Source organism: Cytobacillus spartinae, from assembly GCF_042865285.1.
GTDB lineage: Bacteria > Bacillota > Bacilli > Bacillales > Cytobacillaceae > Robertmurraya_A > Robertmurraya_A spartinae.
Genome location: NZ_JBIACK010000001.1, coordinates 224235 through 247269 on the forward strand (window position 1 = coordinate 224235; position 23035 = coordinate 247269).

The following is a 23035-nucleotide window of genomic DNA, read 5'->3' on the forward strand; positions in this document are numbered from 1 at the left end:
ATTGGTATGGTTTAAACAATATTTTCCAACGGTTATTAGAAGAATCATTCCATAACTACTACTAGACCTGTTTAAATGGCTTAAATTTCTATTATTAACTTAGTGTTTCTAATTAACTTTAACAGAGGAAGTTAAAGGACTTTCAAAATAAACTTACTGGTTTATTTTCTAATTATGATATTTTGTTTATCAAAGTTTAAAATAAAGAGTTTTTGTTTGATAAATTATAATTATCACCTTATAATATAGACTGATTAGTCTATAAAGTGTGTTTGAAGGAGGGCCTCAAAGTTGAGCAGAAGAATACTTAACCAAGAAATGAAAAAACAAAGCAAAAGTATACACTTAGAGAATTGGATTTGGGATCTAGCAAGTCAACTAGAACCTTGTAGATCGGCGTTTGTAAAAGAGTTAGTACTGGAGGAGGTCAAGAGAGAACTTTTAAAAAAAGGTCTTGTAGATGAAGATACTAGGATTAAGAAGGAACATGGGGACTTATATCTAAAGGCCTTAATTAGTTAAGCATTACTTTATTGAAAGGAATTTACGATCTATCCGACTACAAATGTTTTCAAAACCATACACCTATTAACCAAAGACAACCTTTCCTACATAAACTAGTTAATAAAACGGGTAAGGGTGTATGAATATGAGAAGAGTTAGAGAGACGCAAATGCAGCCGGTAATTGGGCAGGCGTGGAGTGGGAAACATGTTGTCTTGATTCACTGTACTGAAAATAATCAGTATTTGAATCTATATAAAAGCTTTCACGCTCCCATTGAACCACCTAGACGAAATTGCGCGGAGACCCTAGCACAACTTCTAAGTATAGGGTACCAATTGAAATCTATTTCGCCATTGTCACCAGGTAAAGTTCAATACTTTTTAGTACTGGAATGAATGATATTCAGGATATTCTGCTTAAATATTTCGTAACTAGAAGGATTTTTATTCCTACTCATCTAATTATCTAGTAAAGGAGATAATGATGATGGGTATGGGTAAAGATCCTTTTGCTTTTGCGTGTACTAAAATCAATGATTAAAGATCTTCACTATTGGAGGGAATAGACTTATGAAAAAAATCCGTATTGGAAGAACTGATTTACTTGTTAATCCTATTGGTCTTGGAGCTAACGCGATTGGGGGGCATAATATTTATGAACATATTGATGAAGCGGTGTCCAAGAAAATTGTCCATACCGCTGTGAATAACGGGCTTAATTTTATCGATACAGCTTATTTTTATGGCCTTGGTCGTTCGGAAGAATTAATTGGAGAGGTCATGAAAGAACATGGGAATCGCGAAGATTTTGTCATTGCTTCTAAGGCATCCTACACCTTTATTAATGGTGACGTTGTTCATAATAATTCGCCTTCATTTTTAGTTAAAAGCGTGGAAGAGTCGTTAAAGAGACTACAAACAGATTATATTGATTTATTCTATATACATTTTCCTGATGATAAAACACCCAAAAATGAAGCTGTTGGTGCCTTGAAAAAACTGAAAGACGAAGGCAAGATAAGAGCCATTGGTGTTTCCAATTTTTCATTAGAACAATTAAAAGAAGCCAATCAGGATGGTTACATTGATGTCCTTCAGGCTCACTACAATTTATTTAATCGGGATTTAGAAACGGAGATATTTCCATATACAATTGACCATAACATTTCTTTTGTTCCTTATTTTCCTCTCGCAAAGGGATTATTAACAGGAAAATATACAAAAGAGACACCATTAACAGAAAAGCAGAAAAAACATCCATTATTTAAAGAGGAAACCTATTTTAAGAACATAGAAAAAGTAGACCAATTACGAGAGTTAGCAGCTAAAAAGAATGTTGAAGTTGGACAGTTAGTTCTAGCTTGGTATTTGACGCGTGATTCAATTGATGCGATTATTCCTGGTGCTAAGTCACCGGAGCAAATCCTTAGCAACATTCAATCAGGAGAAGTTCAATTAACAGATGCAGAAGTTAATAAAATTGATGCTATTTTTCAACATTAAAGTTAAATTTTAAAAAAAGGAGATTAAAAAATATGGAATATCGCCGTTTAGGAAGCACCGGTCTTAAAGTGAGTGAAATTAGTCTCGGTAGTTGGTTAACGTATGGTGGTTACGTTGAAGAGCAGAATGCGATTTCTTCGATTGATAAAGCATTTGAGCTGGGTATAAACTTCTTTGACACAGCGAATGTATATAAACGAGGGGAAGCGGAGAAGGTTGTTGGTGAAGCGCTAAGTAAATATGATAGGAGCTCTTATGTATTGGCAACAAAAGTTTTTGGGAAAATGGGTGAGGGTCCGAATGATTCAGGACTTTCTCGTAAACATATCATGGAGCAATGCCATGCTAGTCTAAAAAGACTTGGTACAGATTATATTGATATTTATTATTGTCACCGTTATCATGAAGAAACTCCTCTAGAAGAGACTTTAAGGGCTTTAGATGATCTAGTAAGACAAGGGAAGGTACTTTATGTTGGGGTAAGTGAATGGACAGCAGAACAAATGACCGAAGCCGTTCACCTTGCTGATAAGAAGCTCCTTGACCGTATTGTCGTTAATCAGCCAAACTATAGTATGCTTCACCGTTATATCGAAAAAGAAATCATACCAGTTAGCGAGAAGCATGGAATAGGTCAAGTTGTTTTCTCTCCATTAGCTCAGGGGGTACTTACAGGAAAGTATAAAAAAGGAGAAGAAATTCCAGTAGGGAGCCGCGCTTCTCAAGAAAATTTAGGTAACCTGTTTGGCGTCCTTAACGATCAGAACCTGGAAAAAGTAGAAAGACTTAAAGGGATTGCAGAAAATGAAAATCTGTCACTATCTCAACTGGCCATTGCTTGGATTTTAAGACAGCCAAATGTAGCAAGTGCCCTCGTTGGAGCAAGTCGACCTCAACAGTTAGAAGAAAATATGAAAGCAAGTGGCGTAAGTTTAAGTGCCGAAACTCTACAACAAATTGAAGAGGTTTTGTCCGCTTAGGTTATTGGGGTTTTTCCTAAAAGGGTAGAGAATAAAAGCTGTAAACTTTTTATAAGAGTCTACAGCTTTTATTACTTTTTATGTCATGACTTTACTTACTTGTATCTATATATGGTATATAGGGGTAGGTGAGATCTATGCATTTCAAAATGGAGAAAGCAAATATGGTTGCTGACAACTTACATTGCTTAATTCAGCTCGTAAATGATAGCTATGCAAAAAAATCTACAATCGTTGAAAACCAGGATAAGCTTTATAGACTTAGGCATTTAATAGAAGAATTTAAGTTTCAGATATTAGCGGATGAGCTTAAAAGGGTGAACAGGTTTGTATGGGATGAAAAAGTAAGCTACTTATTAATGGGAAGAATCATTGACAAAATTAATGTTATTGATGAATACATTCAAAGTAATTATCATGATTTATTTCTCTTTTCCCCGAGGGTAGATATTATAAAATCCGTAATATCAACTTTTAATCTAGATAGCAACCTATCTAATGCGTAAATAGTAATCAATCTATCTATTATTAAGCTGCTTTTCTAGCAGCTTATTTTTTATCTAGTAGATAAAAGCCGTTACATACACTCCTCTTTTAACATACAAAAGTAGTAAAGGACAACTTGTAAGAAGGGGGTTTTTGTATGGAAGTAACGATTCAAAAGAGTAAGTTTGATGAGATTAAACCATTAATTGGACCTGCTTATAAAGAAGGTTTGAGAATTAGGGAGACAGATGGTACCGTTTGGTTTACTGCCAAAGTTAATGGGGAAGTAGTTGGTTTAGTTTCTTGTATAGTTCGGGAAAGGCAACGAAAAGCCATATTCAAGAGAGGATTTGTTCTACAAGATTATAGAAGAAAAGGTATCTACAATAAACTCTTTGAAGAACGATTAAATTATGTAAAAGAGAATCAAAAAATAAAGGTTATTACAGCACTTTGCACGAAAGAAAGCATTCACTGTTTTTTAAAGCATGGATTTAAAATAAATCGAAAGCACTCGCGAAAATATACTTCTGTTTTATTGCGTTTAAAATAACATAGAATAGGGGTGCTTATACAGTGTTCGTGTCTAAAATGTACAGGGTCTATTAAAAACAAAAATAAACTAGGAAAAGCTTCCTAATTTATTTCTTAACTCTCTACAGATTACGGGATTAATCCATTCTGACCTTTACGAATGGCATCTTTAAGAGATTTTTCTCCTCCAACTGCTTCGACAGATGCGCCTATGGATTGAATCCAATCCCCCGTAATCGAGGTTCTTTGTCCAGCAAATAATGATGGATTATCATTGGCTAAAAGTTGTTTTGAGACCCCTATTGCCTCAATTAATTGCCCGATTGCCTGGATCCATACTCCGGTTAAGATCTCTTCATTGCCCGGATCTTTGTCCTCTAAATCATACAATTCAGTCACTGCCCTTGTTTCAGCAACTAGGGCAAGTGCCTGAATCCATACAAATGCTCCAATCTGTTGTTTTAGTCTATTAATGTGCTCTTTTTTATCAGATTGTTGGGTCCACTTTCTTTTACTGTTTTCAAATTGCATGTTTCTTGTTCCTCCAATCTTCATTCTAATATCCATTCGTTTCCTATAAAAAATGAAGCGAGGTTTTTAAATATAACTTGTATGACTTTTCCTACTAATTTTTTGAAGATGTTTATCATACATTTTATTGATAAATTTCTAATAAGTGATTCTCGTGGAGGAAAATATGGGAGATATTCATGATATTTTAAAGGAACTATTAACATCTGAGAAAAAAGCAGTACTGGGTACAATTGTCCGTGTAGAAGGTTCATCTTATATGAAGGAAGGAACGTGTATCGTCATTTTTGAAGACGAGACTTATATAGGTTGTATAAGCCCAGGATGCTTAGAGAGTGATTTAGTTATATGGGCGAAGGAATGTATGGAGACAGAAGCTAGTAGAATCGTTAAATACGATTTATCAAATACTAACGATTTTGGTAAGGGTGAAGGACCAGGATGGAATAGGAGCATACAAATTCTATTACAACCTGTCACGATTCAACTGCGAACCAAACTTTCCTATGTAAAAGCGGATCTAGAAGCTGGTCACAGCGTTTTACACATGATTGAGTTTACAACTGACTATAAACTGATTAATCAGTTCTTTGTAAAGTATGACAATCACTTGACGAATGGTCCTGTAGAGCTGAATGTTCCTTTAGATTTAAAACGAAAAAAGGATCGGTTGCTCTTTGTCAATCAGCTTGAACCTAAGCCACGTTTATTTCTTTTCGGTGCTAATATGGATGCAATTCCTGTGGCGGAGCTAGCAAGCAGAAATGGCTTCTCTGTGCAGGTATGTGACTGGAGACCACAACTTTGTTCTAAAGAAAACTTTCCGACAGCTGACAACCTATTAATCGGACAACCGAAGGAAATCATGGATGAAATCCAATTTACACACAATGATTATGTTCTAGTAATGACCCATGTTTTCCAAAAGGACGAAGAGATTACTTCATACATTTTTCAACAAGGAAGGGTAAAATATCTTGGCCTGTTAGGTCCTAAGAAGCGATCCATTCAATTGTTAAACCAACGAAATTTTCCTGAGTGGGTTCATGCGCCAGTTGGGAATCCAATCGGAGCAGTTGGGCCAGAGGAAATGGCTGTTAGCATTGTGGCGGAACTTATTCAGACTCGACGCAGTCTTTTGGGCCAGATGGTCTAGGGGTGGGATTATCGGAATATCTATTTAGCTGCCGTTAAAAGTGAGCGAGAAAGGAGTAATGCACTCAAAATGAGGCTAGGATATCGTAGAAGGGATGTCTATTAACTAACGAAAGACCCGATGGATGATAAACCATCGAGTCTTTCAGTGTACTAAAGACAACAAACATTAACTCTCTACGGATTAGTAGACCAAAGCCCAGCTGTTTTCACGAAAACTCTACGATTTAATTTTAAACCTGAAACGATGAGTTCAGCTAAATCCTCCGGATGCATGACTCTTTCAGGATCACCTGTAATCAGATTGGTCTCGTAAGCAAGATCCGTTGCAACGGTGCTTGGGGTCAATGCGGTTACACGAATATTATGTTTCCTTACTTCTAACATTAAAGACTCTGTTAAACCTAATACGCCGAACTTTGAAGCACTGTATGCACTGGTAACGGGTGCTCCTTTTTGACCAGCCGTTGAGGCAATATTGATGATGTCACCGGTTTTTCTTTCAATCATCTCAGGGAGGACAGCTCGAGTAACATGATAAACCCCCATTAAGTTTACGCGGATAATTTTTTCCCACTCCTCTGGAGGTAAATCAAGAAATCCCCCGAACTGGGCAATCCCAGCGTTATTAATTAAAATATCTATTGGGCCAAGATCAGATTTTAAATGTTCAACCGCATGATTCACTGATTCTAGATCCGCAACATCTGCAATCGCTGCTGAAACATTCACATTATATGGAGCAATCTCCTCATTTACCTTCTCAAGGTTTTCCATGTTCAATCCTATTAATCCAAGGTTTACCCCTTCTTTTGCTAAGGCAATGGCTGTTGCTCTCCCGATGCCTCGCCCTGCTCCTGTAATGATAGCTGTTTTTCCATTTAATGAATTCATTTCAAAACACTCCTTTTGTTTGTTACACAGTATATTAATGCCCCATAAAGCGCAGGTTTTACAAAAAAATAAAGATTTAAAAGTACTAGCAGACAGTAATATAAGAATAAATAGATTCCCTACAGTGAACAGGGGATCTATTATAAAAAGAACACTAGTATTTGCGAGACAACGGCAACAAGAATTAATGCAAACGGATAGGCTGCTGCGTATGCAATAGCAGGGTCTTCAGAATCTACCAGTTGATTGACGGCTCCTAATCCAGGCGTACTAGTCATTCCTCCACAAAGGGAGCCGAGTGAATGGATTACACTTAGGTGGAACCATTTTCTAGCAAGAACATAACCGACAATAATAGGGATGATGGTAATTAGTGCTCCTCCGAATACCAATCTTAGCCCTTCAGTTTTTACAACGTCTATAATCCCTTGTCCAGCGGTCGTTCCAGCACCAGCTAAAAATAGAACAAGGCCGATATCTCGAATTACCTGATTGGAAGGTTGATAATAGCGTGCTTTAATCGGTCCTAGTTTACCAAAATGCCCAATAATAAGAGAAACGAATAGTGGACCACCCGCTACTCCTAACGTGACTGTTCCTAAGCCAGGTAAGGGGATAGGAAGCAATCCGAGTAGAATACCCATCAGGAGGATAATACTCAAAGAGAAGATATGTATATTTGTAACGGCTAATGTCTTTCTTGTAAAAAGCTTTTCAACCTCATTTAACCGGTCCTCGCTGCTTACAATTGTGAGAACGTCCCCTCGTTCTAAACGCATTCTAGCATTTTGGCTAAACTCAATACCTCCACGTTCAATCCTTGTAACGGTGACTCCAAAATTTCTTCTTAATTGTAACTCTTTAATATTTTTTCCGATGACTTCATCTGAATCTACTACCAACCGACGAATCTTAATGTGATCAACATTCTGTAGATTTGTTGGTACCTCAATTCCTACGTGTTTAGTAAACTTATCCAATTCTGACCTTGTTCCAACGGTAACTAAGCGATCTCCTTTTAACAAGACGGTATCACTTAAAGCGATGATATTGCGACTGCCACGGATGACGCGGCTAATAACGATTGAATTCCCCTTTGAAAATTTTAATTCCTTCAAAGTCCATTTGTGAATAGAAGGATTGGCTACTTCGATGGTAGTAACCTCTGGCGATTCTTCATTTCTAGTGGGATTATTTTTTCGTTGTAAATCATCCATTAAGTCTACCTTTAGTAATTTCGGTAATAACTGAACAAACAAAACAACAGCCAAAACACCAAAGGGGTATGCAATTCCATAACCGACCGATGCCAGAGGATCATTGGTTGATTGAAGCGCAGCAGCAAGTCCTGGTGTACTAGTTAGCGCTCCTGTCATGAGACCAATACTTAAAGCTTCTGAAAGGTCAAAAACCTTTGAAACAATAATGGTTGTAATGGCTGCAGATAAAACGATAATCAAAGAGATAAAACCAAAAACCACGCCGCTTGTACGAATCATCCTAAAAAAACGAGGACCAGCTTGTAAGCCAATCGCGACAATAAATAAGCTTAATCCAAAATTTTGAATGATAGGTGATACCAGATATCCGTAATGACCGAAAACCATCGCTACCAAAAGAACTCCCGCTGAACCTAAACTTAACCCCTTTAGTTTAGTCTGACCAATCCAAGAACCAAGAAATAGTATTGTAAATAATAATAACAAGGGTTCTTCTAGTAGTTGTGCAATAAACTCCATAGTACGCCTCCATAAAAAGTGAGTCCGACGAAGATTATTATAAGTTCTTTATAAAAGAAAAGAAAAATCATCAGCTCAGGTGATAGTAATTCGAGCATTTTAACATAAGTCTTTCGGAAATTATTAATCCTTATTTTTGAGGGAAAACCTTCGTTATTTAAAAAAGGAGCCTCGTTGGCTCCAGTAGGAAGTTTATATGTGATCATAGCCTAAATGGCGAAAATCGCTAACTCTCTCACAGTCGACGACATAATACATTCGATGGTCTCTTGTGATGATTGCTTTTTCTTCATCTGTTCCGGCATATTCCATTGCTTTTTCTAAAGTTGAAAATTCATTTTCAAAGTTTATTTCCCTAGCCAAAACAATTCTCCCTTCTATTAAACCTTATAAATAAAGTATATGTAATTTCTGTGGTTATACTTATGGTTTTTAGTTGGAAATAGAAAACACACGGCTAAAAAGCCGTGTGATGAAAGAAGCCCTCATAAGTGTCCAATGGTGTGTAGTTGTGGAGGAACTATAGATGTCATATACATGTTGTATCTCTGGGCATATAGGAGGACCTCTGTATAACATTATTGTAACCGTTGTACAAAGAAATATTCATTTCTTTTTAAATTGAACATGATTAAAACTTTGTGTACTTTTTTAAAGAGTGTGCACGATAGTAATAAAGGGGGTGTGGATATGCCAAGAGGTAAAGAATTAGAACAGTTACCCATGTCAAATATTGCTCCAGGTATGGGGGAGGATAAAGGGAAATTTAATCGAGAATCTCTGACTGGCATTATAGGAGACGAGGGACCAGAACCAAGTAAGGCAGGGGGTCAAAAAGAAGAGCAAAGCTAGAGGTACAAAATAAAAAAAGAACCCTGCCGAGGGGGAAGTTCGGCAGGGTATAGGGGAGAGGATCAAATGCTAACTCTAATGGAAAGTTACCCCGATTTATTTAATCATAAACATAAAATGGGAAATTTTTATAGGAGGTGAAGGGGAGGTTATAGTGAAGTATTATTTTTTATTCGATTTACTTTCTTCTTTCTTTATAATGATTTCTTTCTTCTCCGTTCTCGCACCTAAGGTCTGTTTAACCATTTGATGCCCCAAAACAGCAATTCCAGCTGCGATAATTCCATTTAAAGCCCCTTTAAAACTAAATCCAAATGCAAAAGTACCAAATCCAAGCGAACATACTAATAAAATCCAAATAATTGACCAATCTGGAATTTTCGGTGTTTGTTTTAAGGCATAACCGAGAACCCATAATGCTGGAACTAACATATAGTAGTTCTTGTTTAAAAACTGGATAAGGAAATCCATAATCTTTTTTTCACCTCCGAATAAATATTGTTCCTAAAATATTATATGCACCTTTAGAAAGGTTGCGTGTTTTGTTGTCCACTAAATGAGTAATCGAAGTATTAACTGAATATTCCTTTAATATAAATATTTAGAAAATATTGATTTTTGGAAGTGTTTTCATTATGATTAGGTTGAAAACCATATTTGGTAATAAAAGGAGGTTGAAACAGTAAGATGAACTCACTTTGGCTTGCCATAATTGGAATGACTGTTTTTGCAATTGGCTATCGATTTTATTCAAAATGGGTAGCGGAGAAGATTTATCGGTTAGATCCGAACTTTGTTACACCTGCTCATCAATTTAAAGATGGGGTCGATTTTGTTCCAACGAAAAAGACAGTATTATGGGGACACCACTTCACATCAGTAGCTGGAGCAGCACCGATTGTAGGTCCTGCAATTGCCGTTTACTGGGGATGGTTGCCAGCGTTTCTTTGGGTTATTTTAGGAACTGTTTTTGCAGCAGGGGTTCATGATTTCGGAACTCTAGTACTTTCAGTGAGAAACAAAGGACAATCAGTAGGAACTATTACAAACAAACTGATTGGTCAACGAGCAAAAATGATGTTTTTATTTATTATCTTAATTTTAGTATTAATGGTTAATGCAGTATTTGCATGGGTAATCTCCAATCTTTTTATAAAATTCCCTGCTAGTGTATTACCCGTATTCATCGAGATTCCACTTGCCATCTGGATTGGGTATGCCGTTTATAAGAAGAAAAAGTCCATGCTGATTCCGTCGGTTATTGCACTTATTGTTATGTATGGTACAGCTGTTTTATCTAGTAAGATTCCTGCTCTACAAATTGATTTAGTAAAGTATTTTGGTGGAGCTGAAAGTACAGTATTGTTTGGATTAGATGGTGTCGCCATGTCGTTCTTTGTATGGATCATCATCCTCATGGTGTACTGTTATATTGCTTCAACCCTACCAGTTTGGAAACTCCTTCAGCCCCGCGATTATATTAACTCACATCAACTGGTGGTTGGCTTAGTCATTTTATATGCTGGACTTGTGTTCCTTCAGCCAAAATTAACGGCGCCTGCAACCAATGCATCTGCTGATATATCCTGGTTCCCACTGTTGTTTATCACAATCGCGTGTGGAGCAATCTCCGGTTTCCATGGGTTAGTTTCTTCTGGAACTTCTTCCAAACAACTCGATAAAGAGACGGATGCTCGATTTGTCGGTTATCTAGGTGCTGTTGGAGAGGGAATATTAGCTTTAGTAGCCATTATTGCTTGTACGACTGTATTTGCTACACAGGGTGAGTTCTTAACTGCATACGAGAGTTTTGCTGCTGCAAGCGCAGGTGGACTTGGAAACTTTATTAATGGTGCCGCAGCCCTTGCAACAGGAATCTGGATTCCAGCTGATATTGCTAGAACGATTGTTTCTGTTATCGTAGTCAGTTTTGCGGCAACAACCCTAGACACCTCTGTACGATTAATGCGATACATCATATCTGAAATTGGAAGCGAATATAATTTTAAACCACTAACGAAGACACATGTAGCAACATCTGTTGCTGTTGTTGCTAGTGCTGCATTAGTTCTACTTCCAAAAGGTCCAAACGGATTTGGTTCAGGTGGATACTTACTGTGGCCACTATTCGGCACAAGTAATCAACTTTTAGCGGGAGTAAGCTTGTTGCTCATTTCCATTTGGTTAAAACGCCAAGGAAGGAATTATCTCGTCACCTTTATTCCAATGGTGTTCTTGTTCTTTATGACGTTATGGGCGATGATTCAACAAGTTGTATTTACCTGGTCGGGTCTAGGAACGGCAGATGCAAATATGCTTTTATTTATTCTTGGAGGTTTAATCTTAATTTTCGTATTCTGGATTATCCTTGAAGCAATTTCGGCCTTCAGGAAAAATGAACCACCATCCATCACGCATAATATGTAGGGAAAGAGAGAGGCCGGATTAATCCGGTCTCTGTTCCTATTTTATGTGACTGAAAGGGGGCACTAGATGACACTGTTTGATTTGTTAAAAAAAGTGATTCATACATATGATGAAATTTTGAAACACCCGCACAAAGCTGAGCTTGCACGAGAATTGAGAGATGAAGAGGATTTGTTCATGCTCCTTTGTTTTTCCGAATTACTTGGAATTCCAAACCCTGCTTTTTATTATACGTTAGAGCTATATCCACATATTATTGAGAGATTTCACGAATGGCACATCCGTATGGGGATGGAAAAGTCCCCATTAGACGGAGTTCGTTGCTGCTAGGGGGATAAAATTTGACTTTTTTACAGAAAAAAATCTATTTTGTTGGTGGAAAAGGTGGAGTTGGAAAAAGTACATCGTCAGCCGCATTCGCATACCTATTGTCCCAAAAAGGAAGGAAAGTTCTTCTTGTGTCGACAGACCCCGCTCACAACACAGGTGATTTATTTCATGTTGAGCTGGATGGACGTGTAACAGCTGTTCTACCGGGTTTAGATATCCTTGAAATTAACTCGGAACAAGAGTCTAAAAATTATATAGAGACAGTCAAGGACAATTTAAAAGGGCTTGTTAAAGCAACGATGATTAACGAGGTACATCGTCAAATCGACTTAGCTGCTACCTCTCCTGGAGCGGAGGAGGCTGCACTGTTTGATCGGATTACTTCTATTATTTTAGAAGAAGGAAATCATTATGATTCTATTGTATTTGATACAGCGCCAACAGGTCATACCCTTAGACTCTTAACGTTACCAGAATTAATGGGGGTTTGGATGGACGGGTTGCTACAAAGAAGACAGAAAGTAAACGATAACTATAACCAATGGATGAGTGACGGTGATCCAATTGAGGATCCTATCTATGAAAAACTTCAAGAGAGAAAGAGGAGGTTCATGAAGGTTAGAGAGGTGCTTCTTAACCAAGGTTTAACCGAATACATCTTCGTGTTAAATGCGGAACGACTACCTATCCTCGAGACAAGTAAGGCAATAAATACATTGAGTCAACATCAACTGAATGTAAATACAGTTATTGTAAACAAGCTAATTCCGGATGAAGCAGATGGGTCTTTTATGGCCAGAAGAAGAGAGAATGAACAATCATATAAATTAGAAATTGAAGAGGTTTTTAATAAGCAAAATAGAATCCTTATCCCGCTTTTAGAGCATGATATCTCAAACTTAGACCATGTGCAGATTATCTCTGAATATATAGAAAAGGGAGTTAACTAGAATAGGATAGAACTATAATAAAGAGAGAAGGGACTCGAATCCTTCTCTCTTTTCGCTTATATAAAGGCTGTTTTCGAATAAATTGTTGCTATTCGTATTCGGTACACAACATGGATTCTATGCTGTTTCGTGGCATCTATTCTCGGCAAAATAAAGAAAACAGCACCATAAATATTCAAAAAACAGTATTTAAATAGAAACAAAGATAGAAAAGAGCCTATATAAAATAAGTCACAATAAATGTCAGTAGGCCACTCATAAGGACATAAAACAACATGGGGCCCAACGTAAATCTAATAATAGTTCCTTCCTTCCCTACAAGTCCTACCACAGAGGCGGCTGCTACTACATTGAGAACACAAACCATATTTCCAGCATTAGCTCCCAGGACCTGAGAGGATAAGATTGTGACCGGATTAACTCCAATTTGCTCAGCTACACTAAATTGAAATAAAGAAAACATCATATTTGAGAAGGTTGCACTACCTGAAATAAAGGAACCGAGTGCCCCGATTAGTGGAGAGACTAAAGGCCAAGCTCCTCCAACTGCAATAGAAATTAAGGATGCAAGTTCCATGGGCATGCTTAATAATTCTGCTTCATTTACTCCTGAATTGATAAAGATGCGAACCATAGGTACAGCAGTGCCTAGAGCTATTGCACTTCCTCCAAGTGTCAGGATAGAGGAGGTGAATGTCCTCTTGATACTTTCATTATTCATCTTGTGTACATAAATCGTAATAAGGACGACGAGGATAAAAATGGTCCCTGGTAGATAAAGTGGCTCAAACTTACTGCTAATTCCAGTGCCTAGAATATCTGTCATTCCAACTTTAATGCTTTGTAGCCACTCTTTTAGGGGTAGAACTTTCAGGCGAGTAAGAACGAGTAAAATGGCGACTAAAATATAAGGTACCCAAGCCCGAATCAGGGACATCTCTTTTTCGGGAACTTGTTTTTCGTCTAGTACAGGCGTTTCTACATGATGGTCAAAATCCCATGTGGTTTTTGGTACCAACCATCCTTTTTTAGCAATAGGGACCATAATGAATAATCCGAAGAGACCTCCAATTAAAGAAGGAAAGTCCGGACCCAAAAGGTGTGCGGCTATATATGCTGGAACGGTAAAGGCTAGTCCTGCAACTAGGGCAAACTTCCAAACCTCCAACCCCTCTTTCCACGATTTGTTTTTACCAAAGAATTTGGTCAAAATCATTACAATGATAAGGGGGATAAACGTACCAATAAATAAATCAATGGTAACAGCCGTTTCTGCTGTTTCTTTTAATAATGCCTCTAAGGTTCTAGGACCGATAAACTCCGATACTTGTGGAGCTAACGCTGCTCCCTCCTGCAACCCTTGTCCAATCCCTACTAGTATAGGTGTTCCAACAGCGCCGAAAGTGACAGCACTAGAATCTGCAACAAGTGCTGTTACGACAGCAGCAAGAGGGGGAAATCCAAGTGCCACTAAGATAGGTGCAGCAATCGCGGCTGGAGTACCGAAGCCTGCTGCGCCTTCGATAAAAGATCCAAAAAGCCAGGCAATGATAATGGCTTGGATACGCTTGTCAGGAGAAATAGTTGTAAAACCATTCCGAATTGAATTCATGGCTCCACTTAGTGAAAGTGTATTTAGGAGAAGAATAGCTCCGAACACAATCCAGAGTATAGATATAGCAATGATGAGCCCTTCAATGGTGGCAGCAGTGACACGAATAATATCCATTTTCCAAACAAATATGGCAAGGAAAGCTGTAGTTAGAAAGCTAATGGGCATTGCCTTTGATGACGGCAATCTTAGTACAACTAAAAACAAAAATACAGCAAGGATAGGAGTTAAAGCAGTTAGTAATTGAAAGAAATTCATAGTTTCACCAAAATTCTTTAAGATTGAATCCTCAAGGATGCTAAGGAAAATAGCTTAGAAGTTCTCTTCTAAACGAATTTATCCTAACATGTTTCATGATCCTAACGGGGAGAAACTCTTTACAATTCTTTGACATTGTAAAATGACTCTATTTAGGTTTCTACACGATTAATCTTTCCAATTATAAATTTTTTACCAATTTTCTTAAATGACCCTGTCCTTTTTACCTCTCTCGTTTGTATATAAGAGGTGAAAGGAGGTGATTAAGATGGCTCAAGCAATGATTATGAATTCAAAGCTACGTCTTGTAGTAGAAACAGGTATGGATGAAAAAGGTCAACCGATTCATAAGCCTAAAACTTACAACAACATTAGAAAGGATGCGACAGCAGATCAGTTGTTTCAAGCAGCCAATGCTCTTGCAAGCTTATGTCAACACCTACTTGTAGGGGTTGAAAGAACAGACAACTTTGAAATTATTGCCTAATGAATGAAAGAACTAAAAAACAGGGAGGTGTTTTATATGGCAAAGACATTAGAACTACAATTTACGACTGATACAGGAGAATCTACAAGTATTACAGTTGACTTTCCTAAAGAGCCTGTGGATCGAATAGCAGTTAAACAAGCTATGGACGAAATTGTTCTATCAGACGCTTTTTACAGTAGTAAAGGAAAGTTAGTTAGCGCTAAAGGTGCAAGAGTAATTGAGCGAAATGTAACAGAATATGAGATTTAATCTAGTATTCTAGGGCATGGGGCAGAGTCGAATTTTCGTGACTCTGCCCTGATTTATTAAATATATCTAGGAAAGGAGTTTCTTACAGATGGAACAAATCATTCCCTTCATAAGTGAGGTTGGTTTCCCTATTGTCGTAACTCTATATTTGCTTCATAGGATAGAAGCAAAGTTGGATGTTGTGGTGCAGTCCATTCAAACCTTACCCGAACGCTTGAAGGAGAAAAATATATAACCAATAAAAATATATGGAAATTCAAGAGTGTTAAAGGAGCAAGTGGATAAAATAGAAAAGTAGTAACACAAGTAGTTACAGCTCAATCTAAAAGATTGGGCTGTTTTTTTGGTAAAATAGAAATCATTAAAGGAGGGTTCTTTTTGAAAGAATATGTAAAAGCGGTACTTCACCAACTAGAAGTAGCTAATGATTCTATCTTAAAAATAATAGATACAATAAATGAAGTAGAGATTGATGAAGAAATACTAGAGAAGAAGAGAACGGTTAGACAAATCCTATCCCATATCGCTTTAATTTATAAAGCTGACTTCTTCATAATGAGTGGAGCGAGTAAAGTAGAAATGGACCGGTTTTATGAGTCTTCTACTCCACATTCTCTCTTGGAAATTAAGGAAGCATTAGTGGAGAATTTTCAGTTTCTATACACTAACATAAGTCGTTTTTCGGAAGAAGATTTTCTTACTCCAATGACCTCCTGGTGGGGAGTAACTTATACAAAATATGAATGGTTAATCGAAATAGTAGGTCATGTCTATCATCATAGAGGGCAGTTGCATACCATTTTAATCGCTAAAGGTCATGAAATCAAAGTTCCTCTATTTGAATAAAAATTTCCTCTATTTGTAAAAAGTTATTGAAGTTTTGGTTTGGTATAATGGTACATTATAAATAAGAACATTAAAAATTAAGAGGTGAATGCGTTGAAGTTTATACACACGGCTGATTGGCATTTAGGAAAACTCGTTCACGGAATCTATATGACAGAGGACCAACGGGAAGTACTAAATCAGTTTGTAAGATTAGTAGAAGAGGAAAAACCCGATGCTGTTATCATTGCAGGGGACCTCTATGACCGCTCTGTTCCACCCACTGATGCTGTTGATCTACTGGATGAAATTCTGTTTAAAATTAATGTAGAGTTAAAGATACCAATCGTTGCTGTTGCTGGTAATCATGATAGTGCAGAACGGCTCTCTTTCGGTAGTTCTTGGTATCGAAATAGCCAATTCTATTTAACAGGGAAGATACAAAATTATTTTCAACCCGTTCAAGTTAATGGAGTTAACTTTTATTTGATTCCATATGCAGAGCCCGGGGTTGTTCGTCATGTTTTAGGAAATGATTCGATCCACTCTCATCAGGAAGCGATGAAAGCAATCGTTGGGAAGATAGAAGAAACGCTAAATCCGAATGAGCCGAACGTGTTTGTTGGTCATGCTTTTGTATTAGGAGGAAGTACATCTGATTCAGAACGTTCATTATCAGTTGGTGGTTCAGGTTGTGTTAGCCAAGATGTGTTTGCTCCGTTCTCTTTTACTGCTTTAGGTCATTTACATAGTCCTGACGCCATCAAGCACGATAAAATATACTATTCTGGTTCACTATTAAAATACTCATTTTCAGAAGCAAAGCAAAGAAAATCGGTTTCGATCGTCGAAATGGAAATGGACGGGAGCTTTACTATACGCTATAAGTCATTGACACCAAAACAAGATATGCGGGAAGTAGAGGGCTTCTTAGATGAGCTACTTGACCCTAGCTTTTATGAAAAACAAAGTATTCACGATTATTTAAAAATAACTCTTCATGATGAAGGGGCTATCTTAGATCCAATCAACAAATTAAGACAGGTCTATCCGAACGTACTTCATTTAGAGAGAAAAATCACTCATATAGATATGAAAAATAAACACTCTTTTTCGACCATGAAGGAAGAAAAGAAATCAGAACTTGATTTATTCCAACAATTTTATCAGGAGATGACCACCTCTGAATTCACGGATGAAAAGAAGCAAGTCATGAGTGGAGTAATAGATAAAGTGTTAAAAGAGGAGGGCTTAGCATGAGGCCGTTAATACTTACGATGCAAGCCTTCGGACCTTATGCAGGGACGGAAACAATTGATTTTACTCAGTTGGAAAACAGAACGATGTTTGTCATCTCAGGGAAAACAGGATCTGGAAAAACGACGATATTTGATGGAATTAGTTTTGCTATTTATGGAAAAGCAAGCGGGGAAGATCGAAACGGACAGGATTTACGAAGTCAGTTTGCACATGAGGACTTATTAACGGAAGTTACACTCCAATTTACCCTTAGGGGAAAAGTGTATAGAATAACGAGATCCCCACAGCAGGAAAAGAAAAAAGAACGTGGTGATGGAACGCGCACAATAGGAGCAAAAGCTGAACTCTATCTAGTGAATGAACAAGGTGAACTACAGCTTATAGCTGCGAATGTAAGAGATGTAGATGAGAAAATTAAAGAAATTATGTTAATTGATAGCAATCAATTTCGTCAAATTTTAATGATTCCACAAGGCGAGTTTCGCAAACTACTCACTTCAGATAGCAAAGATAAAGAATTAATTCTCCAACGTCTGTTCCATACAGAAATGTATAAGCGTGTGGAAGAGAAGTTGAAAGAAGAAGCAACAGAACTAAGAAAGTCAGTGGAAAAGCATGTGGAAGACCGCAATCAATCAATTAGAAGAATTCAGGGAGTGTATAATGAGGAGCTCATCCAGTATATAGAAGCTGAAAGTGTGAACGATACCATTCTTCTTCCTCTACTCGCAGATGAAATTACCAAAATGGCAACTCAATTAGCTTCCTTAGTGAAGGCAGAAGAGGTTGAGAAGGAAAAGAGAGACGAAATCCAGAAAAAAATTCACGAGGCACAAAATACGATTAATCAACTCAAGTCGCTAGACGCCTTGAGAATTAAGAAGGAGCACCTTGAAGGTCAAAGAGAAGAATACCTAGAAAAAGAACGTGCTGTAGATCTAGGGAAGAGAGCGGCGTTACTTGCCCAACAGGAAGAACTTTGCCATCGTTTAAAGCGAGAGCTGGATGAATATCAAAAAGATTTGACAGTTAGAAAGAGTCGAATAGAAGAATTGTCCATCCTGTTAAAAGAAAGAGAGCAAGCTTGGACTTCTGAAAAGAATCGTGAGGAAGAACGAAAACATGCACAGGATGAATGTAACCGTCTAGTTCAAATGAAAGAGGATGTTCAGTCCTTTGCCCGAATTCGGAAAGAGGTTAGTGACCTTCACCAACGTCTACAAGAAGTGAAAAATGCACGTAAATTGGGAGAAGAGACCCTAAAAAAACTTGAGGAGAAAATAAAGGGACTACAAGAGAGCAAACAACAAATTGAAAAAGAACAGATTACTTTCTTAGAAAATGAACGTAGCATTGAAAAGCTAGAATTACAACTTGAAGGTATATCGAAATATGAACAGATACTGAAGCAGCACAATCAAATGGTAGTAGTGGTTGAACAACAAAATGGGGAGTTTCTTCAAGTTAATGCTCGCTTAAAAGATGCTAGGGAGCTTGTTGAAAAACTAGAGACTAGCTGGTTACATGGGCAAGCTTCCATACTAGCAGCCAAGTTACATGAAGGTGACCATTGTCCGGTTTGTGGTTCTACTCATCATCCAAATCTCGCCAATCAATTATCTAGAGATGGTATACCAGATGAAAAGGACTTGAAGGTAGCGAAGAAACAAGCAACGGAGATTGAACAAGAAAAGGCAAAGGTAGAATCAAAGTTATATGAGGTTCAATCCGAATTAAAATCGATCGAACAGAAGTTAACTGAATTGTGGAAGGATGTTTTAAAGCAAGAGCCAAGTGCGGAAAAAGAAAATATTACTACTATTAAAAATAGCATTACATCTAGAAGAACTGAGCTACTCGAGCAACAAGAAAGTCTTAAAAGGAATAAAGCACGATTAGACAAAGTTATTCTTGATCTAAAGAATTATGAGGAGAATAAAGAAACAGTAGCCAAGCAGCTGCTGTCTCATGATGAAGAATTAACAGATTTGACGATTCAATTCACTGAAAAGAACACAAATTACAATAGGATGATGGAAAAAGTTCCTGAAAATCTTAGGTCGTTAGAAGATTTTAATAGGCAATTAAAGCTCGCGATTGAAAGACAGGATGAGCTTCAAAAGAAACTGGAAGAATCTCAACAGAAGTATCAAGAATGTCGAGAGAATCATGCAACAGAACAGGCCGGATATGTAACAGTTGAAAAGCACTATTCAGAAAAAGAAAAAGAGTTAACGATTGAACGAGAAGTATTTGTTAAGAATATGGATCGTCAGGGTTTTGAGAATTATGGGGCCTATAAAGAAGCGAAGAGAACAGATGAACAAATCCAAGTATTGGAACAAGAGATACGTAACTACCGAGAAGAATTAAGGTCAGTTACCGATCGATTCGCAGAACTTTCTCAGTTGTTGAAAGACGTTAAGGAACCGAATTTGGAGGAGTTAAATAAGCGTTTAAATGAATCCAATGCAAGTATAAAGGGAATAGAAGACCAAAAGCTAGACTTAGTGATGAAGAAAAGAGATAATGAGGATATTTTAGCGAAAGTTTCTTCTATTAATGAAAAGATGAAGGAATTAGAAGACAGATATAAACTCGTGGGCCACCTTTATGAAATTTCAAAAGGTCAAAACACATATCGAGTGACCTTTGAGCGATATGTATTAGCAGCCTTTCTAGATGATATTTTACAAGAAGCAAATGGAAGATTGTCTAAAATGACTAGCGGACGTTACCAATTGTTAAGAAAAACAGATCGATCAAAGGGGAGTGCTCAAAGTGGACTAGAGCTCCTTGTGTTTGATCAGTACACCGGGCAGGAGCGACATGTAAAAACATTGTCTGGCGGTGAAAGCTTTAAAGCATCCCTTTCACTTGCATTAGGATTGGCAGATGTCGTTCAACAATACGCTGGTGGAGTTTCACTAGAAACGATGTTTATTGATGAAGGGTTTGGAACGCTTGACCCAGAGTCATTAGATCAGGCGATAGAAGCTTTGATTGATATTCAGAGCAGTGGTCGCCTAGTCGGTATTATTTCACATGTTCCTGAACTTAAAGAGCGGATTGATGTCCGTCTAGAAGTAATTGCATCACAAACAGGAAGCATGACAAAATTTCATTTCCTAAATTCTTAGATTAAATTGAACTGCACCTCCTAGTTTAAGGGGTGCGTTTTTTTTTATTGTGCTCTTATTCCATGCCGAAATAGCTTCAAGGGCAGAATATATCGGTACAGCCAATTGGAATGAGTGTGATATTATTAGAATAATAGTTAATACCGGACTACACACAATAAGGGGTGGGGAAAAATGAACAAAAGACTAGCATTATCTTGGAGTGGTGGAAAAGATGGATGTATGGCACTCCATACTTTAGTGCAGCAAGGTTACACAATAGCATGCCTTGTGACAACCGTACCGGCTGAAATGGGGAGAACGTTTGGGCATGGGGATAGAACCGAAATGATTCAGCTCCAAGCAGAAGCTCTTAATATTCCAGTTCATTTTATAGAGTGTACGTTTAAAAGTTATACAGACCGATTTGTAGAGTCATTATCAAAACTTAAAGAAGAATATCAACTAACAGGAATTGCCTTTGGTGATCTGTACATGGATGAGCATCGAGATTGGGGAGAGTCAGTTGCTAAGAGAGCTGGGGTGGATGCCATTTACCCATTATGGATGAAACAGGATGAGTCAGAGGTTGCTTTAAAGAAGTTTGTAGAGTCAGGCTATGAAGCTGTTGTCATTCGGGTGAGAGAAGAGTTGGTGGATGAAGCTTGGTTAGGGAGAAAGGTCGATTCTTCTTTTTATCATGATATCATCAAGATGAACATATGTCCGATGGGGGAAGCGGGAGAATACCATACATACGTTTTTAATGGTCCGTTATTTAAAAAGAAAATTAAGTTGGGAGAACCTTCAATTGTAGAATACGAGTCCTCAAAAAAAGTAGAGTTCGATTCGTTTATTTTAACTAATAGTTAGGTGGGGAACGAATGAAAGAGTTGTTTGGGCATAATTACGAATTATATCCTTTTGAAATTTTTTCTGTTTTACATGTCCTGACGATTGGAGTCTTTTTGGCGGTATCCTTTATCATGTACTTGCTTAGAGAACGGCTGAGAATGTACGATAAAAAGATACGGATTGTCATGTTTTTAAGCTTGTTTTTATTTGAATTAGCCTACCATTACTGGCTATTTAAAGATGGTTATTGGGATGTATCTTTTACCTTACCTCTACAACTTTGTTCAATAAGTTTATTACTATGTTTAGTTTTATTAGCGACAAATTTAAGATGGATGTTTCAAATTGTATTTTTTCTAGGAGGAGCTGGTGCCCTGCAGGCCTTGATTACTCCTGAATTATTTGTAGGATTTCCCCACTTTCGTTTCATTCAATTTTTCATTACGCATATGTTAATTATTTGGGTTGCTCTTTACTATTTGTTTGTAAAGGGTTATAGACCTACTAGTAAAGGGTTACTGCATGCATTTCTATTTTTGAATGCAGCTGCCGTGTTTGCGTTTATTGCCAATATTATAACAGGTGGGAATTACATGTTCCTTGCCCGAAAACCGACGAATGCTTCATTGTTAGATTATCTAGGGCCTTACCCAACCTATATTCTCTCGTTAGAGGTCATTGCAATTAGTTTATTTGTTATTATGTATTTACCTTTTGGATTGGGCGAGCGTAAGAAAAAAAGGAGTGTCCAATAATAAAAAGTGGACATTCCTCTTTTAGTGCTTAACCTTTAATCTAGTAGAATAATCAATAGATTAAAAAATTCAATTATAAACTTTGAGATTTTGAAGGAAAATGACTCTTTTCAAACAAAAAATCACTATTTTCGAAGATAGCTAAAGATTAACTGTCTTTTGTCTTTGGTACATCTTTTTAATAAGGCGTATTTGCCCACGGTGATTTAATTCATCTTCGAATACATGAAACCATTTAAAATAATTATTGGCCATCTTTCCTCCCCAAAAAGGTGATTCAATAAAGAGCCATTCATCTGGTAGGGTTTTAAAGGTTTCTAACGTCTGTTGTCTCACCATATGCAATTCATTTAGATAGAATTTAATATGATTCCCTCTAATACAATGAGCGTCTTTCCCTAACTGAAGGGAAGGATTTAATTCCTCAATCTCTTCTTTTGAAACGTATCTGCCTTGGAAGGTTTCAATTTGGTATCCTCGCTCTACGGCAACTAAATGTGAAAGTAACATGCCAATCGTGTTAGCTTCTTCATCAAATTGAAAGTCAAGTTCGTCTATCGTTAAGTTCTTAACTTCCTCCAAGGTTGTGATCCTAGTAAAATTCATCATCGTTATTAATTTTGAAAATTCTGTTCCATGACCTTCCACTGGTCCAATCAAGAATAGTCCAGATTTATCCATCTGTTTCGCCTCCTAAAAAAATATTCCATTTATTGGTGTTTGAAT

At 37.3% G+C, this 23035-nt stretch carries 26 protein-coding genes; 19 read left to right on the plus strand and 7 right to left on the minus strand.

Annotation, left to right across the window (positions count from 1 at the left end; genetic code table 11):
* The first annotated feature begins 291 nt into the window (after positions 1-291).
* The 6 genes from ACFYKX_RS01065 to ACFYKX_RS01090 all read left to right on the plus strand — a co-directional run bounded on the left by ACFYKX_RS01065 (position 292) and on the right by ACFYKX_RS01090 (position 4027).
* Positions 292-522, plus strand: coding sequence for a hypothetical protein (locus ACFYKX_RS01065; RefSeq protein WP_389357212.1), 231 nt, complete (start codon positions 292-294; stop codon positions 520-522).
* 127 nt (positions 523-649) lie between these two features.
* Positions 650-901, plus strand: a complete 252-nt coding sequence (locus ACFYKX_RS01070; protein ID WP_389357214.1) for a hypothetical protein — start codon at positions 650-652, stop codon at positions 899-901.
* A gap of 174 nt (positions 902-1075) precedes the next feature.
* Positions 1076-2008 (plus strand): aldo/keto reductase, encoded by a 933-nt coding sequence (locus tag ACFYKX_RS01075; protein ID WP_389357216.1) that lies wholly within the window; start codon positions 1076-1078, stop codon positions 2006-2008.
* A gap of 32 nt (positions 2009-2040) precedes the next feature.
* Positions 2041-2988 carry an aldo/keto reductase family protein gene (locus ACFYKX_RS01080; RefSeq protein WP_389357218.1) on the plus strand — a complete coding sequence of 316 codons (948 nt, stop codon included), beginning with the start codon at positions 2041-2043 and terminating at the stop codon, positions 2986-2988.
* Between the two features lie 137 nt (positions 2989-3125).
* Positions 3126-3494: a hypothetical protein gene (locus ACFYKX_RS01085; protein WP_389357220.1), complete on the plus strand. Its 369-nt coding sequence runs from the start codon at positions 3126-3128 to the stop codon at positions 3492-3494.
* Between the two features lie 137 nt (positions 3495-3631).
* Entirely contained in the window at positions 3632-4027 is a 396-nt protein-coding gene (locus ACFYKX_RS01090; protein WP_389357222.1) for a GNAT family N-acetyltransferase, read from the plus strand.
* A 110-nt stretch (positions 4028-4137) separates the two neighbouring features.
* Here the strand turns inward: ACFYKX_RS01090 and ACFYKX_RS01095 are convergent, their stop codons facing one another.
* Positions 4138-4539 carry a hypothetical protein gene (locus tag ACFYKX_RS01095; RefSeq protein WP_389357224.1) on the minus strand — a complete coding sequence of 134 codons (402 nt, stop codon included), beginning with the start codon at positions 4537-4539 and terminating at the stop codon, positions 4138-4140.
* Between the two features lie 166 nt (positions 4540-4705).
* Between ACFYKX_RS01095 and ACFYKX_RS01100 the strand changes: the two genes are divergently transcribed.
* The gene (locus tag ACFYKX_RS01100) at positions 4706-5695 is read left to right on the plus strand and encodes an XdhC family protein (protein WP_389357226.1); all 990 of its coding nucleotides are present in this window, start codon (positions 4706-4708) and stop codon (positions 5693-5695) included.
* A 176-nt stretch (positions 5696-5871) separates the two neighbouring features.
* On the opposite strand, the gene ACFYKX_RS01105 is transcribed toward ACFYKX_RS01100, so the two are convergent.
* The 3 genes from ACFYKX_RS01105 to ACFYKX_RS01115 all read right to left on the minus strand — a co-directional run bounded on the left by ACFYKX_RS01105 (position 5872) and on the right by ACFYKX_RS01115 (position 8690).
* Complete coding sequence (locus ACFYKX_RS01105; protein WP_389357228.1) at positions 5872-6588, minus strand: 3-ketoacyl-ACP reductase; 717 nt, start codon at positions 6586-6588, stop codon at positions 5872-5874.
* A gap of 140 nt (positions 6589-6728) precedes the next feature.
* Positions 6729-8327, minus strand: coding sequence for an aspartate:alanine exchanger family transporter (locus ACFYKX_RS01110; protein WP_389357230.1), 1599 nt, complete (start codon positions 8325-8327; stop codon positions 6729-6731).
* A gap of 192 nt (positions 8328-8519) precedes the next feature.
* Positions 8520-8690: a hypothetical protein gene (locus ACFYKX_RS01115; RefSeq protein WP_389357232.1), complete on the minus strand. Its 171-nt coding sequence runs from the start codon at positions 8688-8690 to the stop codon at positions 8520-8522.
* A gap of 327 nt (positions 8691-9017) precedes the next feature.
* Here ACFYKX_RS01115 and ACFYKX_RS01120 point away from each other — a divergent pair, with 327 nt between their 5' ends.
* Positions 9018-9179 carry a hypothetical protein gene (locus tag ACFYKX_RS01120; RefSeq protein ID WP_389357234.1) on the plus strand — a complete coding sequence of 54 codons (162 nt, stop codon included), beginning with the start codon at positions 9018-9020 and terminating at the stop codon, positions 9177-9179.
* A gap of 162 nt (positions 9180-9341) precedes the next feature.
* On the opposite strand, the gene ACFYKX_RS01125 is transcribed toward ACFYKX_RS01120, so the two are convergent.
* Positions 9342-9650, minus strand: a complete 309-nt coding sequence (locus ACFYKX_RS01125; RefSeq protein WP_389357236.1) for a phage holin family protein — start codon at positions 9648-9650, stop codon at positions 9342-9344.
* A 216-nt stretch (positions 9651-9866) separates the two neighbouring features.
* Here ACFYKX_RS01125 and ACFYKX_RS01130 point away from each other — a divergent pair, with 216 nt between their 5' ends.
* The 3 genes from ACFYKX_RS01130 (at position 9867) to ACFYKX_RS01140 (ending at position 12886) form a co-directional block, all read left to right on the plus strand.
* On the plus strand, positions 9867-11606 hold the full coding sequence (locus tag ACFYKX_RS01130; protein ID WP_389357238.1) for a carbon starvation CstA family protein: 1740 nt from the start codon (positions 9867-9869) through the stop codon (positions 11604-11606).
* Between the two features lie 66 nt (positions 11607-11672).
* On the plus strand, positions 11673-11936 hold the full coding sequence (locus ACFYKX_RS01135) for a cory-CC-star protein (protein WP_389357240.1): 264 nt from the start codon (positions 11673-11675) through the stop codon (positions 11934-11936).
* A gap of 11 nt (positions 11937-11947) precedes the next feature.
* Complete coding sequence (locus tag ACFYKX_RS01140; protein ID WP_389357242.1) at positions 11948-12886, plus strand: ArsA family ATPase; 939 nt, start codon at positions 11948-11950, stop codon at positions 12884-12886.
* A 217-nt stretch (positions 12887-13103) separates the two neighbouring features.
* Here ACFYKX_RS01140 and ACFYKX_RS01145 read toward each other — a convergent pair whose 3' ends face one another.
* Positions 13104-14756 carry an L-lactate permease gene (locus ACFYKX_RS01145; RefSeq protein ID WP_389357244.1) on the minus strand — a complete coding sequence of 551 codons (1653 nt, stop codon included), beginning with the start codon at positions 14754-14756 and terminating at the stop codon, positions 13104-13106.
* A gap of 268 nt (positions 14757-15024) precedes the next feature.
* On the opposite strand from ACFYKX_RS01145, the gene ACFYKX_RS01150 reads away from it, so the two are divergent.
* From ACFYKX_RS01150 to ACFYKX_RS01185, 8 genes are all read left to right on the plus strand, one after another.
* Positions 15025-15243, plus strand: coding sequence for a DUF1659 domain-containing protein (locus ACFYKX_RS01150; protein WP_389357245.1), 219 nt, complete (start codon positions 15025-15027; stop codon positions 15241-15243).
* Positions 15244-15279: 36 nt separating this feature from the next.
* The gene (locus tag ACFYKX_RS01155; protein ID WP_389357247.1) at positions 15280-15495 is read left to right on the plus strand and encodes a DUF2922 domain-containing protein; all 216 of its coding nucleotides are present in this window, start codon (positions 15280-15282) and stop codon (positions 15493-15495) included.
* Between the two features lie 88 nt (positions 15496-15583).
* Positions 15584-15730 carry a YvrJ family protein gene (locus tag ACFYKX_RS01160; RefSeq protein WP_389357249.1) on the plus strand — a complete coding sequence of 49 codons (147 nt, stop codon included), beginning with the start codon at positions 15584-15586 and terminating at the stop codon, positions 15728-15730.
* Between the two features lie 143 nt (positions 15731-15873).
* Positions 15874-16341 (plus strand): DinB family protein, encoded by a 468-nt coding sequence (locus tag ACFYKX_RS01165; RefSeq protein ID WP_389357251.1) that lies wholly within the window; start codon positions 15874-15876, stop codon positions 16339-16341.
* Positions 16342-16434: 93 nt separating this feature from the next.
* Complete coding sequence (locus tag ACFYKX_RS01170; RefSeq protein ID WP_389357253.1) at positions 16435-17580, plus strand: exonuclease SbcCD subunit D; 1146 nt, start codon at positions 16435-16437, stop codon at positions 17578-17580.
* Positions 17577-20720, plus strand: coding sequence for an SbcC/MukB-like Walker B domain-containing protein (locus ACFYKX_RS01175; protein ID WP_389357255.1), 3144 nt, complete (start codon positions 17577-17579; stop codon positions 20718-20720). The genes ACFYKX_RS01170 and ACFYKX_RS01175 overlap by 4 nt, the downstream gene beginning before the upstream one ends.
* A gap of 174 nt (positions 20721-20894) precedes the next feature.
* The gene (locus ACFYKX_RS01180) at positions 20895-21572 is read left to right on the plus strand and encodes a Dph6-related ATP pyrophosphatase (RefSeq protein WP_389357257.1); all 678 of its coding nucleotides are present in this window, start codon (positions 20895-20897) and stop codon (positions 21570-21572) included.
* 11 nt (positions 21573-21583) lie between these two features.
* Positions 21584-22309, plus strand: a complete 726-nt coding sequence (locus tag ACFYKX_RS01185; protein WP_389357259.1) for a YwaF family protein — start codon at positions 21584-21586, stop codon at positions 22307-22309.
* A gap of 141 nt (positions 22310-22450) precedes the next feature.
* On the opposite strand, the gene ACFYKX_RS01190 is transcribed toward ACFYKX_RS01185, so the two are convergent.
* Positions 22451-22990: a DinB family protein gene (locus ACFYKX_RS01190; protein ID WP_389357261.1), complete on the minus strand. Its 540-nt coding sequence runs from the start codon at positions 22988-22990 to the stop codon at positions 22451-22453.
* Between the last annotated feature and the right edge of the window lie 45 nt (positions 22991-23035).

Coding starts and splice junctions, on each gene's coding strand:
- ACFYKX_RS01155 (WP_389357247.1), top strand. CDS start 15,280: ATGGCAAAGACATTAGAACTACAATTTACGACTGATACAGGAGAATCT.
- ACFYKX_RS01090 (WP_389357222.1), top strand. CDS start 3,632: ATGGAAGTAACGATTCAAAAGAGTAAGTTTGATGAGATTAAACCATTA.
- ACFYKX_RS01185 (WP_389357259.1), top strand. CDS start 21,584: ATGAAAGAGTTGTTTGGGCATAATTACGAATTATATCCTTTTGAAATT.
- ACFYKX_RS01180 (WP_389357257.1), top strand. CDS start 20,895: ATGAACAAAAGACTAGCATTATCTTGGAGTGGTGGAAAAGATGGATGT.
- ACFYKX_RS01110 (WP_389357230.1), bottom strand. CDS start 8,327: ATGGAGTTTATTGCACAACTACTAGAAGAACCCTTGTTATTATTATTT.
- ACFYKX_RS01080 (WP_389357218.1), top strand. CDS start 2,041: ATGGAATATCGCCGTTTAGGAAGCACCGGTCTTAAAGTGAGTGAAATT.
- ACFYKX_RS01160 (WP_389357249.1), top strand. CDS start 15,584: ATGGAACAAATCATTCCCTTCATAAGTGAGGTTGGTTTCCCTATTGTC.
- ACFYKX_RS01125 (WP_389357236.1), bottom strand. CDS start 9,650: ATGGATTTCCTTATCCAGTTTTTAAACAAGAACTACTATATGTTAGTT.
- ACFYKX_RS01190 (WP_389357261.1), bottom strand. CDS start 22,990: ATGGATAAATCTGGACTATTCTTGATTGGACCAGTGGAAGGTCATGGA.
- ACFYKX_RS01105 (WP_389357228.1), bottom strand. CDS start 6,588: ATGAATTCATTAAATGGAAAAACAGCTATCATTACAGGAGCAGGGCGA.
- ACFYKX_RS01150 (WP_389357245.1), top strand. CDS start 15,025: ATGGCTCAAGCAATGATTATGAATTCAAAGCTACGTCTTGTAGTAGAA.
- ACFYKX_RS01135 (WP_389357240.1), top strand. CDS start 11,673: ATGACACTGTTTGATTTGTTAAAAAAAGTGATTCATACATATGATGAA.
- ACFYKX_RS01095 (WP_389357224.1), bottom strand. CDS start 4,539: ATGCAATTTGAAAACAGTAAAAGAAAGTGGACCCAACAATCTGATAAA.
- ACFYKX_RS01075 (WP_389357216.1), top strand. CDS start 1,076: ATGAAAAAAATCCGTATTGGAAGAACTGATTTACTTGTTAATCCTATT.
- ACFYKX_RS01085 (WP_389357220.1), top strand. CDS start 3,126: ATGCATTTCAAAATGGAGAAAGCAAATATGGTTGCTGACAACTTACAT.
- ACFYKX_RS01070 (WP_389357214.1), top strand. CDS start 650: ATGAGAAGAGTTAGAGAGACGCAAATGCAGCCGGTAATTGGGCAGGCG.
- ACFYKX_RS01120 (WP_389357234.1), top strand. CDS start 9,018: ATGCCAAGAGGTAAAGAATTAGAACAGTTACCCATGTCAAATATTGCT.
- ACFYKX_RS01145 (WP_389357244.1), bottom strand. CDS start 14,756: ATGAATTTCTTTCAATTACTAACTGCTTTAACTCCTATCCTTGCTGTA.
- ACFYKX_RS01175 (WP_389357255.1), top strand. CDS start 17,577: ATGAGGCCGTTAATACTTACGATGCAAGCCTTCGGACCTTATGCAGGG.
- ACFYKX_RS01130 (WP_389357238.1), top strand. CDS start 9,867: ATGAACTCACTTTGGCTTGCCATAATTGGAATGACTGTTTTTGCAATT.
- ACFYKX_RS01100 (WP_389357226.1), top strand. CDS start 4,706: ATGGGAGATATTCATGATATTTTAAAGGAACTATTAACATCTGAGAAA.